This is a genomic window from Streptomyces sp. NPDC051963 (genome assembly GCF_044593495.1).
Classification (GTDB): domain Bacteria; phylum Actinomycetota; class Actinomycetes; order Streptomycetales; family Streptomycetaceae; genus Streptomyces.
In genome coordinates, this window is sequence record NZ_JBIUCC010000004.1 from 53,655 (window position 1) to 66,866 (window position 13,212).

At 70.5% G+C, this 13,212-nt stretch carries 10 protein-coding genes and 1 pseudogene; 3 read left to right on the plus strand and 8 right to left on the minus strand.

The genetic code is table 11. The features are described 5' to 3' along the window. Positions 1–97: 97 nt before the first annotated feature. Positions 98–2,743 (plus strand): cellulose binding domain-containing protein, encoded by a 2,646-nt coding sequence (locus ACIHFB_RS17005; protein WP_400127204.1) that lies wholly within the window; start codon positions 98–100, stop codon positions 2,741–2,743. A gap of 9 nt (positions 2,744–2,752) precedes the next feature. Here the strand turns inward: ACIHFB_RS17005 and ACIHFB_RS17010 are convergent, their stop codons facing one another. From ACIHFB_RS17010 to ACIHFB_RS17040, 7 genes and pseudogenes are all read right to left on the minus strand, one after another. After that, on the minus strand, positions 2,753–4,414 hold the full coding sequence (locus tag ACIHFB_RS17010) for an MFS transporter (RefSeq protein WP_400127552.1): 1,662 nt from the start codon (positions 4,412–4,414) through the stop codon (positions 2,753–2,755). A gap of 83 nt (positions 4,415–4,497) precedes the next feature. Then, positions 4,498–6,258, minus strand: coding sequence for an MFS transporter (locus ACIHFB_RS17015; protein ID WP_400127205.1), 1,761 nt, complete (start codon positions 6,256–6,258; stop codon positions 4,498–4,500). Between the two features lie 88 nt (positions 6,259–6,346). Next, positions 6,347–6,826 (minus strand): MarR family transcriptional regulator, encoded by a 480-nt coding sequence (locus tag ACIHFB_RS17020; RefSeq protein WP_365273612.1) that lies wholly within the window; start codon positions 6,824–6,826, stop codon positions 6,347–6,349. A gap of 93 nt (positions 6,827–6,919) precedes the next feature. Continuing rightward, positions 6,920–8,794, minus strand: a complete 1,875-nt coding sequence (locus tag ACIHFB_RS17025; RefSeq protein WP_365273615.1) for a rhamnogalacturonan lyase — start codon at positions 8,792–8,794, stop codon at positions 6,920–6,922. A 39-nt stretch (positions 8,795–8,833) separates the two neighbouring features. Then, a pseudogene (locus tag ACIHFB_RS17030) lies at positions 8,834–9,585 on the minus strand (helix-turn-helix transcriptional regulator). Positions 9,586–9,652: 67 nt separating this feature from the next. After that, positions 9,653–10,411 carry a class I SAM-dependent methyltransferase gene (locus ACIHFB_RS17035; protein ID WP_365273618.1) on the minus strand — a complete coding sequence of 253 codons (759 nt, stop codon included), beginning with the start codon at positions 10,409–10,411 and terminating at the stop codon, positions 9,653–9,655. Between the two features lie 4 nt (positions 10,412–10,415). Beyond that, positions 10,416–10,718, minus strand: a complete 303-nt coding sequence (locus ACIHFB_RS17040; RefSeq protein ID WP_365273621.1) for a 4a-hydroxytetrahydrobiopterin dehydratase — start codon at positions 10,716–10,718, stop codon at positions 10,416–10,418. 131 nt (positions 10,719–10,849) lie between these two features. Between ACIHFB_RS17040 and ACIHFB_RS17045 the strand changes: the two genes are divergently transcribed. Continuing rightward, the gene (locus tag ACIHFB_RS17045; protein WP_400127206.1) at positions 10,850–11,680 is read left to right on the plus strand and encodes a helix-turn-helix domain-containing protein; all 831 of its coding nucleotides are present in this window, start codon (positions 10,850–10,852) and stop codon (positions 11,678–11,680) included. On the opposite strand, the gene ACIHFB_RS17050 is transcribed toward ACIHFB_RS17045, so the two are convergent. Then, positions 11,662–12,087, minus strand: coding sequence for a hypothetical protein (locus ACIHFB_RS17050; RefSeq protein ID WP_365273627.1), 426 nt, complete (start codon positions 12,085–12,087; stop codon positions 11,662–11,664). The genes ACIHFB_RS17045 and ACIHFB_RS17050 overlap by 19 nt on opposite strands. 238 nt (positions 12,088–12,325) lie before the next feature. Between ACIHFB_RS17050 and ACIHFB_RS17055 the strand changes: the two genes are divergently transcribed. Continuing rightward, positions 12,326–13,189, plus strand: coding sequence for a helix-turn-helix transcriptional regulator (locus ACIHFB_RS17055; RefSeq protein ID WP_365273630.1), 864 nt, complete (start codon positions 12,326–12,328; stop codon positions 13,187–13,189). Positions 13,190–13,212 lie beyond the last annotated feature (23 nt).

A 13,212-nucleotide genomic window follows, 5' to 3' on the forward strand; every position in this document is an offset into this window, starting at 1 on the left:
GGCTGGCGACTGCGGGCCGTATGTGGCTGGTCGCGCAGTTCCCCGCGCCCCTTTCGGGGCCTCTGGCCATCCCTCTTTGGAGAAGGGAACCCCGTCCGTGCGAAGAACTCGCATCCTCACGGCCGTGTTCGCGCTCGCGGCCGGATTACTCGCGGGCACACCGCCCGCACTCGCCGCCGATGCCGAGCCGGTGTCGATCGCGGCCGACACGTATACCTGGAAGAACGCCCGGATCGACGGGGGCGGTTTCGTCCCGGGCATCGTGTTCAACCGCACCGAGAAGAACCTGGCGTACGCCCGCACCGACATCGGCGGTGCCTACCGTTGGCAGGAGGCGACGAAGACCTGGACGCCGCTGCTGGACTCGGTGGGATGGGACGACTGGGGGCACACGGGTGTCGTGAGCGTGGCGTCCGACTCGGTCGCCCCGGACAGGGTGTACGCGGCTGTCGGCACGTACACGAACAGCTGGGACCCGGGAAACGGTGCCGTGCTGCGCTCCGCCGACCGGGGCGCGAGCTGGCAGAAGGCGGATCTGCCGTTCAAGCTGGGCGGCAACATGCCCGGCCGGGGCATGGGCGAGCGGCTTGCCGTGGACCCGAACAGGAACAGCGTGCTGTACCTGGGCGCGCCGAGCGGCAAGGGGCTGTGGCGGTCGACGGACTCCGGTGTGTCCTGGTCGCAGGTGACGAACTTCCCCAACGTCGGCAACTACGTCCAGGATCCGAGCGACACGAGCGGCTACGCCTCCGACAACCAGGGCATCGTCTGGGTCACCTTCGACGAGTCGACGGGCACGTCGGGCAACGCCACGCGGACGATCTACGTCGGGGTCGCCGACCAGGACAACGCGGTGTACCGGTCGACGGACGCGGGTGCGACCTGGTCCCGCGTCGCCGGGCAGCCCACGGGCTACCTCGCCCACAAGGGCGTACTCGACGCGACGAACGGCCATCTGTACCTCGCCTACAGCGACAAGGGCGGTCCGTACGACGGCGGCAAGGGCCGGCTGTGGCGGTACGCGACCGCGACCGGCACCTGGACGGACATCAGCCCGGTGGCGGAGGCCGACACGTACTACGGCTTCAGTGGCCTGACCGTCGACCGGCAGCGTCCCGGCACGGTGATGGCGACGGCGTACAGCTCCTGGTGGCCGGACACCCAGATCTTCCGCTCGACCGACAGCGGCGGCACCTGGACGAGGGCCTGGGACTACACGTCGTACCCGGACCGCTCGAACCGCTTCACCATGGACGTTTCGTCGTCGCCGTGGCTGACCTGGGGCGCGAACCCGTCACCACCGGAACAGACCCCGAAACTGGGCTGGATGACCGAGGCGTTGGAGATCGACCCGTTCAACTCGGACCGCATGATGTACGGGACCGGCGCGACGGTCTACGGCACCGAGGATCTGTCGAAGTGGGACAGCGGAGGCCAGTTCACCATCAAGCCGATGGTGCAGGGCCTGGAGGAGACGGCGGTCAACGACCTGGCGTCGCCCCCGTCGGGCGCGCCCCTGCTCAGCGCGCTCGGTGACATCGGCGGCTTCCGCCACACGGACCTGACGAAGGTCCCGTCGATGATGTTCACCCAGCCGAACTTCACCTCGACGACCGGCCTCGACTACGCCGAGAGCAACGCGAACACGGTCGTGCGGGTCGGCAATCTCGACTCCGGACCGCACATCGCGTTCTCGACGGACAACGGCGCCAACTGGTTCGCGGGCACGGACCCTTCGGGTGTCAGCGGGGGCGGCACGGTCGCGGCGGCGGCCGACGGCAGCCGATTCGTGTGGAGTCCGCAGGGAACGGGAGTCCACCACGCCTCCGGCTTCGGCTCGTCGTGGTCCGCGTCGAGCGGCATCCCGGCGGGTGCGATCGTGGAGTCGGACCGAGTGGATCCGCAGACCTTCTACGGCTTCAAGTCCGGGAAGTTCTACGTCAGTACGGACGGCGGCGCGACCTTCTCGGCGTCGGCCGCGACCGGGCTGCCCAGCGGTGACAGCGTCCGCTTCAAGGCGCTGCCCGGGACGAAGGGGGACGTGTGGCTGGCGGGCGGTGCGAGCGACGGGGCGTACGGCCTGTGGCACTCGACCGACTCCGGCGCCTCCTTCACCAAGCTGTCCGGCGTCGAGCAGGCCGACACGATCGGCTTCGGCAAGGCGGCGCCCGGTGCGACGTACCAGACGCTCTACACCAGCGCGAAGATCGGCGGCGTACGCGGCATCTTCCGCTCGACCGACCGGGGCGCGACCTGGACCCGCATCAACGACGATGCCCACCAGTGGGGTTGGACGGGTGCGGCGATCACGGGCGATCCGAGGGTGTACGGCCGGGTGTACGTGTCTACGAACGGCCGCGGAGTCGTCTACGGCGACACCTCGGACACGGGCGGCGGAACCGACCCCACTCCGACGCCGACCGGCGCCTGCGCGGTGACGTACAAGATCACCAACCAGTGGTCGGGCGGTTTCCAGGCGGACGTGCAGCTGGCCAACACCGGTTCCGGTGCCTGGAGCGGCTGGTCGCTCGGCTGGTCCTTCCCGGACGGTCAGCGGATCGCTCAGCTGTGGAACGCCGAGTACACACAGTCCGGTTCGGCGGTGACCGCGAAGAACGTCGGCTGGAACGGGAACGTGGCCGCCGGGTCGTCGGTGAGCTTCGGGTTCACGGGGAGCTGGTCGGGGGCGAACACGAAGCCGGCGTCGTTCAGGCTGGGTGAGCAGAGCTGCACGGTCGTCTGACGGCGGCCGTCACGAGGAACGTGCCGTGGGCCGCTTCCGTTGTTCCTTCGTGGAGTCGGCCCGTCCTCCCCGGCCCTGCCGGTCGGCGGGCTCGTGGCGGCCGCGCAGGGCCGAGGCGAGGGCGGAGATCGCTGCCATGCCTGCGGCGACGGAGAAGACGATGGTGAGTCCGTGGTGGAAGGGGCCGGAGACCAGTTCGGGGAAGAAGGTGTGCCCGGTCAAGGTGGTGCGCTGGGCCGGGGTCAGGTGGTCGAGGGTGCCGCTCGAACCGAGTAGGTGGCCGATGGGGTTGTCGCCCAGGAACGTCGCGAACAGTGTGCTCACCGGCGGCAGGGAGGCGGCCTCGTGAGCCGTCGCGGCGGGCACTCCGTGCGATTGGAGGCCGCTGCCGAGCGCGGCAGGCAGGGACGTGGCCAGCCCGGAGACCATCAGCGAGAAGAACACGCCGATCGACAGGGCCGTGCCCGAGTTCTGGAACGTGGACCTCATGCCCGAGGCCACGCCCCGGAACTCGGCCGGCACGCTCCCCATGATCGACGATGTGTTGGGCGCGGAGAACATGCCCTGGCCGAGGCCGTTGAGCAGCAACAGCGCCGCGAACGCCTCGTAGGTGAAGTTCACGGGCAGCGCCAGCAGGCCGAGGAACGAGCCGGCGACCAGGACCAGGCCGGTCGTGGAGAACAGCCGGGCGCCGAACCGGTCGGACAGATAGCCGGAGACGGGACCGGCGACCAGGAAGCCCAGCGTCAGCGGCAACATGAAGACGCCCGCCCACAGCGGGGTGTCCTCGAAGTCGTAGCCGTGCAGCGGCAGCCAGATGCCCTGGAGCCAGATGATCAGCATGAACTGGAGCCCGCCGCGCGCGATGGCGGTCAGCAGCGCGGCGAGGTTGCCGACGGCGAAGGCCCGCACCTTGAACAGCGCCAGCTGGAACATCGGCTCGGCGACCCGCGTCTCGACGAAGCAGAACAGCAGCAGGAGGAAGACCCCGCCGAAGAGCCCGGCGAGCACCCAGGGGTTGCCCCAGCCGGTGGCGTCGCCGCCGTAGGGCTGGATGCCGTAGGTGATGCCCGCGAGCAGGATGCCGGCGCCCGCGGCGAAGGTGACGTTGCCGAACCAGTCGACCCGGCCGCGCCGGCCCGTCGCGGTCTCGCGCAGGCTCAGATACGACCAGATCGTGCCGGTGACGCTGACGGGGACGCTCACCCAGAACACGGCCCGCCAGTCGACGACGGCGAGCAGACCGCCCGCAAGGAGGCCGAGGAACTGGCCCGCGAGCGCCGTGATCTGGTTGATGCCGAGGGCCATGCCGCGTTGGCTGGCGGGGAAGGCGTCGGTGAGGATGGCCGCCGAGTTGGCGGTGAGCATGGATCCGCCGAAGGCCTGCACGATGCGCCAGAGGATCAGCCACAGGGCGCCCGCCCCCGCTCGGAACGGGTCGAGGGAGAGGGCGATCGACGCGCAGGCGAAGATCAGGAAGCCGAGGTTGTAGATCTTGACCCGGCCGAACATGTCCCCGAGCCGGCCGAGGACGACGACGAGCACCGCCGACACCAGCAGATAGCCCAGGATCATCCAGAGCAGATAGCCGATGTTGCCGGGGGCCAGCGGATCGAGGCCTATCCCGCGGAAGATGGCCGGCAGCGAGATGATCACGATGGACGCGTCCATCGTCGCGATCAGCACGCCGAGCGTGGTGTTGGACAGGGCGATCCACTTGTAGCGCGGGCCCGGAGCGCGGGTGGAGCGCGCGTTCACGGACGCTCCACCCGTGCCTCGCCGGAGGCCGGGGTTCGCACGCGCCCGCGGATCAGGGAGGCGGCCGCCGCGGCCAGGGACATCACGATCGCCAGGGAGAAGACCACGACCAGGCCGTCGTGGAAGGGCCCCGAGATCAGATGGGGGAAGAACTCCCGCCCGGTCAGATGCTCGGCGTTGGCCTGCGGGAGCCCGCCCAGGATGTCGGTGCCGAGCAGGTGCTGGATGGGGTTGTAGCCGAGGAACGCGGCGAACAGGACGCCGACGGGCGGGAGCCCGGCAACGGAGTGCGCGGCGTCGGCCGGTACGCCCTGTGCGGTCAGCCCGGAGGTCAGCGTGTGCGGCAGGGAGCCGGAGAGTCCGGCCACCATGAGCGAGAAGAAGACGCCCATGGACAGCACCATGCCGGCGTTCTGGAACGTGGCGCGCATACCGGACGCGGCGCCGCGGGCCTCGGCCGGCACGCTCGACATGATGATGGAGGTGTTGGGGGCGGCGAACAGACCACCGCCGAGCCCGTTGAGGAAGATCAGGAACGCGAAGAGCCCGTAGCCGAAGTCGGTGGGCAGGGCGAGCAGTCCGGCGAAGGAGGCCGCCATCACCGCGAACCCTGCGGCGGCGAACAGCCGTGCTCCGTACTTGTCCGAGAGATGTCCCGAGACCGGTCCGGCGACCAGGAAGCCGACGGTCAGCGGCAGCATGTAGATACCGGCCCACAGCGGGGTGTCGGCGTAGTCGTAGCCGTGCAGCGGCAGCCAGATGCCCTGGAGCCAGATGATCAGCATGAACTGGAGGCCGCCGCGCGCGATGGCACCGAGCAGGGCGGCCGCGTTGCCGCCCGCGAAGGCCGTGTCGCGGAAGAGCCGCAAGGGGAACATGGGTTCGGCGACCCGTGTCTCGATCACACAGAAGGCGGCGAGTACGACGACCCCGCCGATCAGCCCCGCCAGCACCCAGGGGTTGCTCCAGCCCATGGTGTGGGCGCCGTACGGCTGAATGCCGTAGGTGATGCCGGCCAGCAGGGAGGTCAGCCCGACGGCGAAGGTCACGTTGCCCCACCAGTCCATCCGCCCCGGTGTGCGGATGCCGGTCTCGCGCAGCGACTTGTACGCCCACACCGTCCCGATCAGGCCGATCGGCACATTGACCCAGAAGACCGAGCGCCAGTTCCACGTCACGAGCGCCCCGCCCAGCACCAGGCCGAGGAACGATCCGGCGATGCCCGCGACCATGTTGACGCCGAGGGCCATGCCCCGCTGCCGGGCCGGGAAGGCGTCGGTGAGGATGGCCGCGGAGTTGGCCATCAGCATGGCGCCGCCGACGGCCTGCGCTATCCGCCAGCCGATCAGCCACAGGGCACCGGCCGCCCCTTGGAAGGGGTCGAGGGACAGGACCACCGAGGTCAGGGTGAAGATCAGGAATCCGGCGTTGTAGATGCGCACCCGGCCCCACATGTCGCCGAGTCGGCCGAGGGCGACCACCAGCACGGCGGTGACCAGCATGTAGCCCATCAGCATCCACAGCAGGTAGCTGACGTTGCCGGGTTCGAGCGGGTCGAGCCGGATGCCGGTGAAGATGCCCGGCAGGGAGATCAACACTATCGAGCTGTTGATGGTCGCGAGCAGCATGCCGAGCGTGGTGTTGGTCAGCGCCACCCACTTGTAGCGGGGGTGGTCGGCGCCGATCCAGGGGGTGCGTCCGGGTCGCCGGGCGGCGCGGACGTCGGCGGCGGGCTCGGTCGTTTCTTCGGTGGCCATGCCTGCTCTCTCTGGTGCTTTCCTGGACCGCTGCTTTCCGGGACCGATGCCTTCCGAGACTCATGCCTTACGGGACCGGCCTCCTCGGTCAGGCCTTGTCTCGCTGAAGGTCGCCGAGGTGGGCCGGGCGGTCCGCCATCCGCCGGACGAGGGGCAGGGTCGTCTCCATGGCCGAGCCCAGCGCTCGTCGCTCGTCCTCGGAGAGGGTGGCCAGCAGACTCACCAGCCGCGCTTCCCGCTCCCGTCTGCGCTCGGCCAGCACCTCGCGCCCGGCGTCCGTGATGGCGACCAGGGTGACCCGGCCGTCGTCGGGATCGCCGATCCGCGTCACCAGCCCCTGGCTCTCCAGCCGCTGTACGAGCTGGGTCATCGACGGCTGCGCGACCCCCTCCGCCGTGGCGAGCACGGTCAGCCGGACGGGGCCTTCCCGCTCCAGCCGCCCGAGTGTGGAGCCGGTCGTGAAACTCATGCCCCGCCGGTCCACCAGGCTCCGGATCACGGCCCCGGCGACTTCGGCCAGCGCCTGGGCGATCTCTTCCGGCCCCATCCGTTCCACATCCATATTCATATCACCGGCCTATATAGTTTCCCTATTAAAAATAGGGTAAGAGAGGCGGCCACCCGAGGCACCGCAGTGCCCGGGTGACCGCCTTTCACCAGGTCAGGGTGTGTACACCGACGGCCTGGGCGCCGTGGCCATGCCGTTGCCGATGAAGAAGCTCGGGTGCGGGGGCTGGTTATAAGCCGTGTTCTGCCAGGCCAGGCCCGTGCGGTACATCGGGTCGTGCAGCAGGGTCGTGATCTTCGTGGTCGTCTCGTTCGGCGTGGAGTAGATCCGCAGGGCCGTGTTGTTGGACGTCGGCCAGACGACCTCCTCGCGCCAGTCGCCAAAGATGTCCCCGGACAACGAGGGGGTCGCCTTGGTGCTGTTGTTGGAGTGGACCGAGGCTCCGGTCAGCAGCCGTGTGTCGGACGACGTGCCGTACTTGTCGATGTGCGTGCCGTCGAGGAGTTCGCGGGTGGTGTCGCCGTCCCACCAGGACAGGAAGTTGGCGGAGGACGGTTCGCGGCCCTTCGTGGCGCCCGCTTCGTCGCGGATGGAGGTGTCGGAGGCCGACCAGACCTCGGCACCGGCGTTGCCGGCGTAGATGTCCCCGGCCACTCCCCGGCCGTTGTCGCAGCAGGCCGCCAGGCTCCAATTGACCGTGCCGTTCGCGGGGTTGATGTACAGCTCCGCCGGCTGCGACGTGGACTCCGACACCTTGAAGTACTCCAGGCCCGCGTGTGACGGGTCGAGGTCGCCGAGGTGCTGGGCGTCGCCGTGCCCGGTCCTGGTGGTCCACAGCCCGTTGCCGTTGTCGTCGACCGCCATCGCGCCGTAGACGATCTCGTCCTTGCCGTCGTTGTCGACATCACCGACGGAGAGGCTGTGCGAGCCCTGGCCGTCGAACCCCTTCCCCGTGTTGGTGGAGGAGTTGGTGTCGAAGGTCCAGCGACGCGTGAAGGCGCCGCCCCGCCAGTCCCAGGCCGCGATCACCGAGCGGGTGTAGTAGCCGCGCGCCATGATGAGCGAGGGACGGGCGCCGTCCAGGTAGGCGGTGCCGGCGAGGAAGCGGTCGACCCGGTTGCCGTAGGAGTCGCCCCACGACGACACCGTGCCCCGGGCCGGGACGTAGTCGACCGTCCCCATCGCCCTGCCCGTCTGACCGTTGAACATGGTCAGGAACTCGGGGCCCGACAACACGTATCCGCCGGAGTTCCGGTGGTCGGCGGACGAGCTGCCGATCACCGCGCCCGTGCCGTCGACCGTGCCGTCGGCCGTCTTCATGGCGACCTCGGCCTTGCCGTCGCCGTCGTAGTCGTACGCCTGGAACTGCGTGTAGTGCGCGCCGGAGCGGATGTTGCGGCCCAGGTCGATGCGCCACAGGCGGGTGCCGTCGAGCTTGACGCCGTCGACGATCGTGTTGCCGGTGTAGCCGGACTGGGAGTTGTCCTTGGCGTTGGTGGGCTGCCACTTGAGGACGAAGTCGAGGGCGCCGTCGCCGTCGAGGTCGGCGACGGAGGCGTCGTTGGCCTCGTAGGTGTAGGCGACGCCGTCGGGTGTGGTGCCGCCGGCGGGCGGGGTGATCGGGACGTCCTTGTAGCCGGTGCGGAACTGGATCGCGTGGACCGAGTCGCCCTGCTCGACGCCGCCCACGATCGCCCGGACCGTGTAGTCGGCCTGTTCGGGTGCGCCGGAGTGGAAGTAGTTGGTGGAGCCGGTGATCGGGGTCGCGTTGACCTTCGTGCCGGCGCGGTAGACGTTGAAGGAGACGTCGTTCGGGTCGGTGCCGAGCCAGCGCCAGCTCACCAGGTTGCCGCTGCTGGTGTGGACGCTGACGACGCCCCGGTCGAGGGCCTCGACCTGGCGGGCGGTGGCGGCCTCGGCCGTGCCGGTGGTGTTGAGCGTGGTGAGTCCGGCGGCGACGAGCGCGGTCGTGGCGCCCAGCGCGGAGAGGGCGGCCCTTCGTCTGCGGTGCTTGTGCGGGTGCTGCACGAGACGTACCTCCTGGGTGGACGGACGGGTTCCGAACCCTCAGTGGTCGCCGCGCACCTCGAAGTTGCCGTATCTTTCGGCCAGTTCGGCGACCGTACGGGCGATCCGCTCGCGCAGCTCCGGCGGCTCCAGCACCTCGATGTCCGCACCCAGCCGCAGGAACTCGCCGTGTGCGTGGTCGACGGACTCGATCGGGACGGTGGCCTGGATCCAACCGTCGTCGTCGCTACGGCCGTTCGCAATGTCTCCGGGCGTTCGAACTCCTCGTCGGACGCGGTGAGTTCGAGAACCTGGTCGACCCGGAAGGTGCGCGGCCCGGGGCCCGCGACCACGTACCAGCGGCCCGCCTTGAGGACCAGTCCGTACGGTTCCAGGCGGCGCTCCACGTCCGTGGGCTCGCGCCGGCGGCGGTAGACGACGTGCAGCACCCGGCTGTTCCACACCGCGTCGGCGACCGCCGGGAGATACGGGACCTGCTCACCGTCGGCGTACCAGCCGGGGGCGTCGAGGTGGAAGCGGCCGCTGATGCGGTCGGCCTGGACGGGCAGCGCGGCGCGCACTTTCAGCTCGGCGGCGGCGAGAAGGGAGCCGAGGCCCAGTTCGGCGGCCGGTCCCGGGACGCCCGCGAGGAACAGCGCCTCGGCCTCGTCCGCCGTCAGCCCGGTCAGGCGGGTGCGGTACCCGTCGAGCAGTCGACAGCCGCCCGCGTGGCCTGCGTCGCCGTAGAGCGGGACACCGGCCGCGCTCAGCGCCTCGACGTCCCGGTAGACAGGAACCACGGGTGACCGCACATGATCGTCATGCCGTGTCCGGGAGCGGAGGGCCTGACCCAGCGGCTCCTCGACCGTGACAACCGGATCATGGAGTTCGGCCGTCGGCCGGCTTCCTGAAGGCCCGGAGGCTGAAGACGGGGTCGGGGCGCGGCCTGTCCTGGTCGGGGAGGGCCCGCAGGGACACGGCGAACCGTTCGGTGAGCGGCTCGCCGGGCGGCAGCTGGGTGAACCAGCCGCGCCGCAGGTCTGCGGCGGTCCGGCGCGGGCTGCGGCCCTGCCCCACGCCCGGGAAGCGGGCCTGCCCGGCCGGGCGCAGGCCCTGGCCGGCGGCGCACGACTCCACGTGGGCCGCCGCGTCCCGGGCGGGGCGGCGCGGGCGCGGGGCGAGGACGACATCGATGTCACTGCCCACGTCGTGCGCGGCCGCCTTGTCGACCGTGGTGACGTACACACCGCCGGGCCGCAGCACGCGGGCGCACTCGGCGACGGCGACCCGTACGTCGTCGGGTTCGTCGAGCAGGTGCAGCAGCCACACGCTGGTCACGGCGTCGAAGGCCCGGTCCGGAAAGGGCAGCCGACGGCTGTCCGCGAGCACGACCGCGCCCGGCACGCGGGCGGCGGCCATCCGGGCCATCCCGTACGTCAGGTCCGCGCCCGTCACCCGCAGGGCGGGGCGGGCCGCCGCCAGCCGCCTGGTGACGATGCCGGTGCCGCAGGCGACGTCGAGCAGGCGGCCCGTCACGGCCGGCATCAGGTCGAGGACGGCGTCGGCGGCCGCGGCGGCCCGGGGTTCGCCGCCGCGTGTGATGTCGTAGGCGCCGGCTTCCTTGTCGTAGTCCAGCACCGTGTCACTGTGCCCCGTGGCCCGGCGCCAGCTCCTCCACCCGGCGGGCCAGCTCGAAGTCCCGCTCGGTCACCCCGCCCACCGTGTGCGTGTTCACGCTCAGTGACACGGTGTTGTAGCCCAGGGTGAGGTCGGAGTGGTGGTCGAGCTCCTCCTGGACCTGGGCGATGTGGACGACCATCGCGGTGGCCGCGAAGTGCGAACGCAGCCGGTAGGAGCGGGCGATGCGGTCCCCGTCCAGGGACCAGCCCGGCAGCTCCGCGAGCCGGTCCTCGATCTCCTTCTGCGACAGCGGTTCGAGGGGCATGACCTCGCTCCTTCCAGGGCGTCGGGGTTCCTCTTCAGCGTGCCACAGCCGCGCACTCCCGGCCCTGGTCAGACGTGTGCCCGGAGATCGGTCCCGGACACATTTCCGCCGGCCTCGACTACGGTCGACGTATGACCACTCCCGCGTCCGACGCCGCCGTACTCCCCGCCGCCGAAGGCGTCGGACCGCTGCTGCGGGCCTGGCGGGAGCGGCGGCGGGTCAGCCAGCTGGAGCTGGCGCTGCGGGCCGACTCCTCCGCACGGCACATCAGCTTCGTCGAGACGGGCCGTTCCCGGCCGAGCGAGGAGATGGTGCTGCGGCTGGCCGAGCACCTGGACGTGCCCGTACGGGAGCGCAACGCCCTGCTGCTGGCGGCCGGTTACGCCCCGCGCTACCGGGAGACGCCGCTGGCGGACCCGGCGCTGGACACGCTGCGCGAGGGCATCGAGCGGCTGATCCAGGGCTACGAGCCCTATCCGGCCTTCGTGGTGGACGCGACGTACGACGTGGTGGCCGCCAACCGGGGCATCCTCACCCTGCTGGAGGGCCTGCCCGAGTCGCTGCTCGTGCCGCCGCTCAACGCGATGCGGCTGACCCTCCACCCGGAGGGCCTGGCGCCCCGGATCCGCAATCTGCGGGAGTGGCGCGGCCATCTGCTCGCCCAGATGGAACGGCAGATCGCCCTGCAACGCTCCCAGCCGCTCAGGGAGTTGTACGCGGAGGTGGCCGCGTACCCGGTACCGGAGGAGGCGGAAGCAGAGCCCGCGGACGAACCGTCCGAGCCCGTCCCGCCCTTCGCCCTCCCGATGCGCATCGAGCACGACGACCGGGTGCTGTCCTTCATCTCGTCCATCTCCACCTTCAACACCCCGATGGACGTGACCGTCGCCGAGCTGGCCATCGAGACCCTGCTCCCGGCGGACCCGGCGACGGTCAAGTACCTTCAGTCGCTGCTGCCCTGACGGTTCTTCAGGGCCGCGAACTGGAGCAGCGCGAACCCGGCGACGACGAGCGCCTGGAGCACCGTCCACACCGCGCCTGCCGTGGTCGGCGACGGCCACAGGACCAGGGCGACGCAACTCAGCGCCGTCCAGGCGAGGTTGACCTCCACCACGGCCCGGACCGGCAGCGCGGCGGGGCGGGCGCGGGTGGCGAGGAGGCCGACGGCGGCCCCGTACACGGCGAGCAGTGCGCCGAGGCCGAGCAGCAGCGTGGAGTCGACCCCGAGGAAGCGGCCGAGCGGCCCGGACGCGGCGAGGTAGGCGACTCCGTTCGCTCCGGTCACCACCGCGTCCAGGGCGAGGAAGCGACGCAGCACGGCGTGCGGGTCAAGGGTCCGGGCGAGCGCGGCGAGCTGGATCGCGGACATGACGAATCACCCTCCGTCGAGGTCGATGTCGAGGTCGAGGTGCGGCAGCGGGACCCGGATTCCGGACCGGAGTGCGCCGGCCCGGAACCCGATGCGTCCACGATCCCCCGCGCGTGCGGCGGGGTCGATGACCCCCGAGGTAATGAGGCGTGGTGAGCGCCTCACCCCCGTGTCTGTGAGACGCTCAGCGGAACATGGCACACTGCTCCCTGACTTCGGCACGTAGGGGAGGCGTGGCGTGAGTGAGCGACGGCCCGCGCCCACTGTGGGTCAGGTGGTGCTCGGAAGGCGGCTGCAGGAGCTGCGTGAGGCGGCCGGCCTCAAACGCGAGGAGGCCGCACAGGTCCTGCGGGTGGCCCCCGCGACCGTACGGCGGATGGAGATGGCCGAGGTCGCGCTGAAGATCCCGTACGTCCAGCTGCTGCTCGGCGCGTACGGGGTGACCGAGGACGAGGCGTCGGCGTTCGTGTCGCTCGCCGAGGAGGCCAACCAGCCGGGCTGGTGGCAGCGGTTCCACGACGTGCTGCCGGACTGGTTCAGCCTGTACGTGAGTCTGGAGGGCGCCGCCGGGATCATCCGCTCCTACGAGCCGCACTTCGTGCCCGGTCTGCTCCAGACGGAGGCGTATGCGCGGGCCGTCCTGGAGGCCGGGGTGATCGGGCAGACGGACCCGCGGACCATCGAGCGGCATGTGTCGCTGCGTATGGCCCGGCAGCAGCTCCTGGAGCGCGCGAACCGCCCCCACCTGTGGGTGATCATGGACGAAACGGTCCTGCGCCGCCCCGTGAGCGACGACGGCTCCGTCATGCGCGAACAGATCGACAAGCTGCTGGAGTTCGGCGAGCGCGACCGCATGACCCTTCAGGTCGCCGAGTTCAAGGCGGGCCCACACCCGGGGACGTACGCGCCGTTCACCCTGTTCCGGTTCGCCGAGCCCGAGCTTCCCGACATGGTCTTCACGGAGTATCTGACCGGTGCGCTGTATCTCGACTCGCGCACGGAGGTCTCCACGCACCTGGAGGTGCTGGACCACATGACGGCACGTGCCGCGTCCGCCGAGCGGACCAAGAAGGTCCTGCACGACTACCGCGACGCCTGCTGAGCCACCCCGTCCCGAAGTCGTAG

Excerpts from the sequence above, each read along its gene's own strand:
- ACIHFB_RS17010 (WP_400127552.1), bottom strand. The coding sequence starts at position 4,414 with ATGGACGCGTCCATCGTGATCATCTCGCTGCCGGCCATCTTCCGCGGG.
- ACIHFB_RS17015 (WP_400127205.1), bottom strand. The coding sequence starts at position 6,258 with ATGGCCACCGAAGAAACGACCGAGCCCGCCGCCGACGTCCGCGCCGCC.
- ACIHFB_RS17020 (WP_365273612.1), bottom strand. The coding sequence starts at position 6,826 with ATGAATATGGATGTGGAACGGATGGGGCCGGAAGAGATCGCCCAGGCG.
- ACIHFB_RS17040 (WP_365273621.1), bottom strand. The coding sequence starts at position 10,718 with ATGCCCCTCGAACCGCTGTCGCAGAAGGAGATCGAGGACCGGCTCGCG.
- ACIHFB_RS17045 (WP_400127206.1), top strand. The coding sequence starts at position 10,850 with ATGACCACTCCCGCGTCCGACGCCGCCGTACTCCCCGCCGCCGAAGGC.
- ACIHFB_RS17050 (WP_365273627.1), bottom strand. The coding sequence starts at position 12,087 with ATGTCCGCGATCCAGCTCGCCGCGCTCGCCCGGACCCTTGACCCGCAC.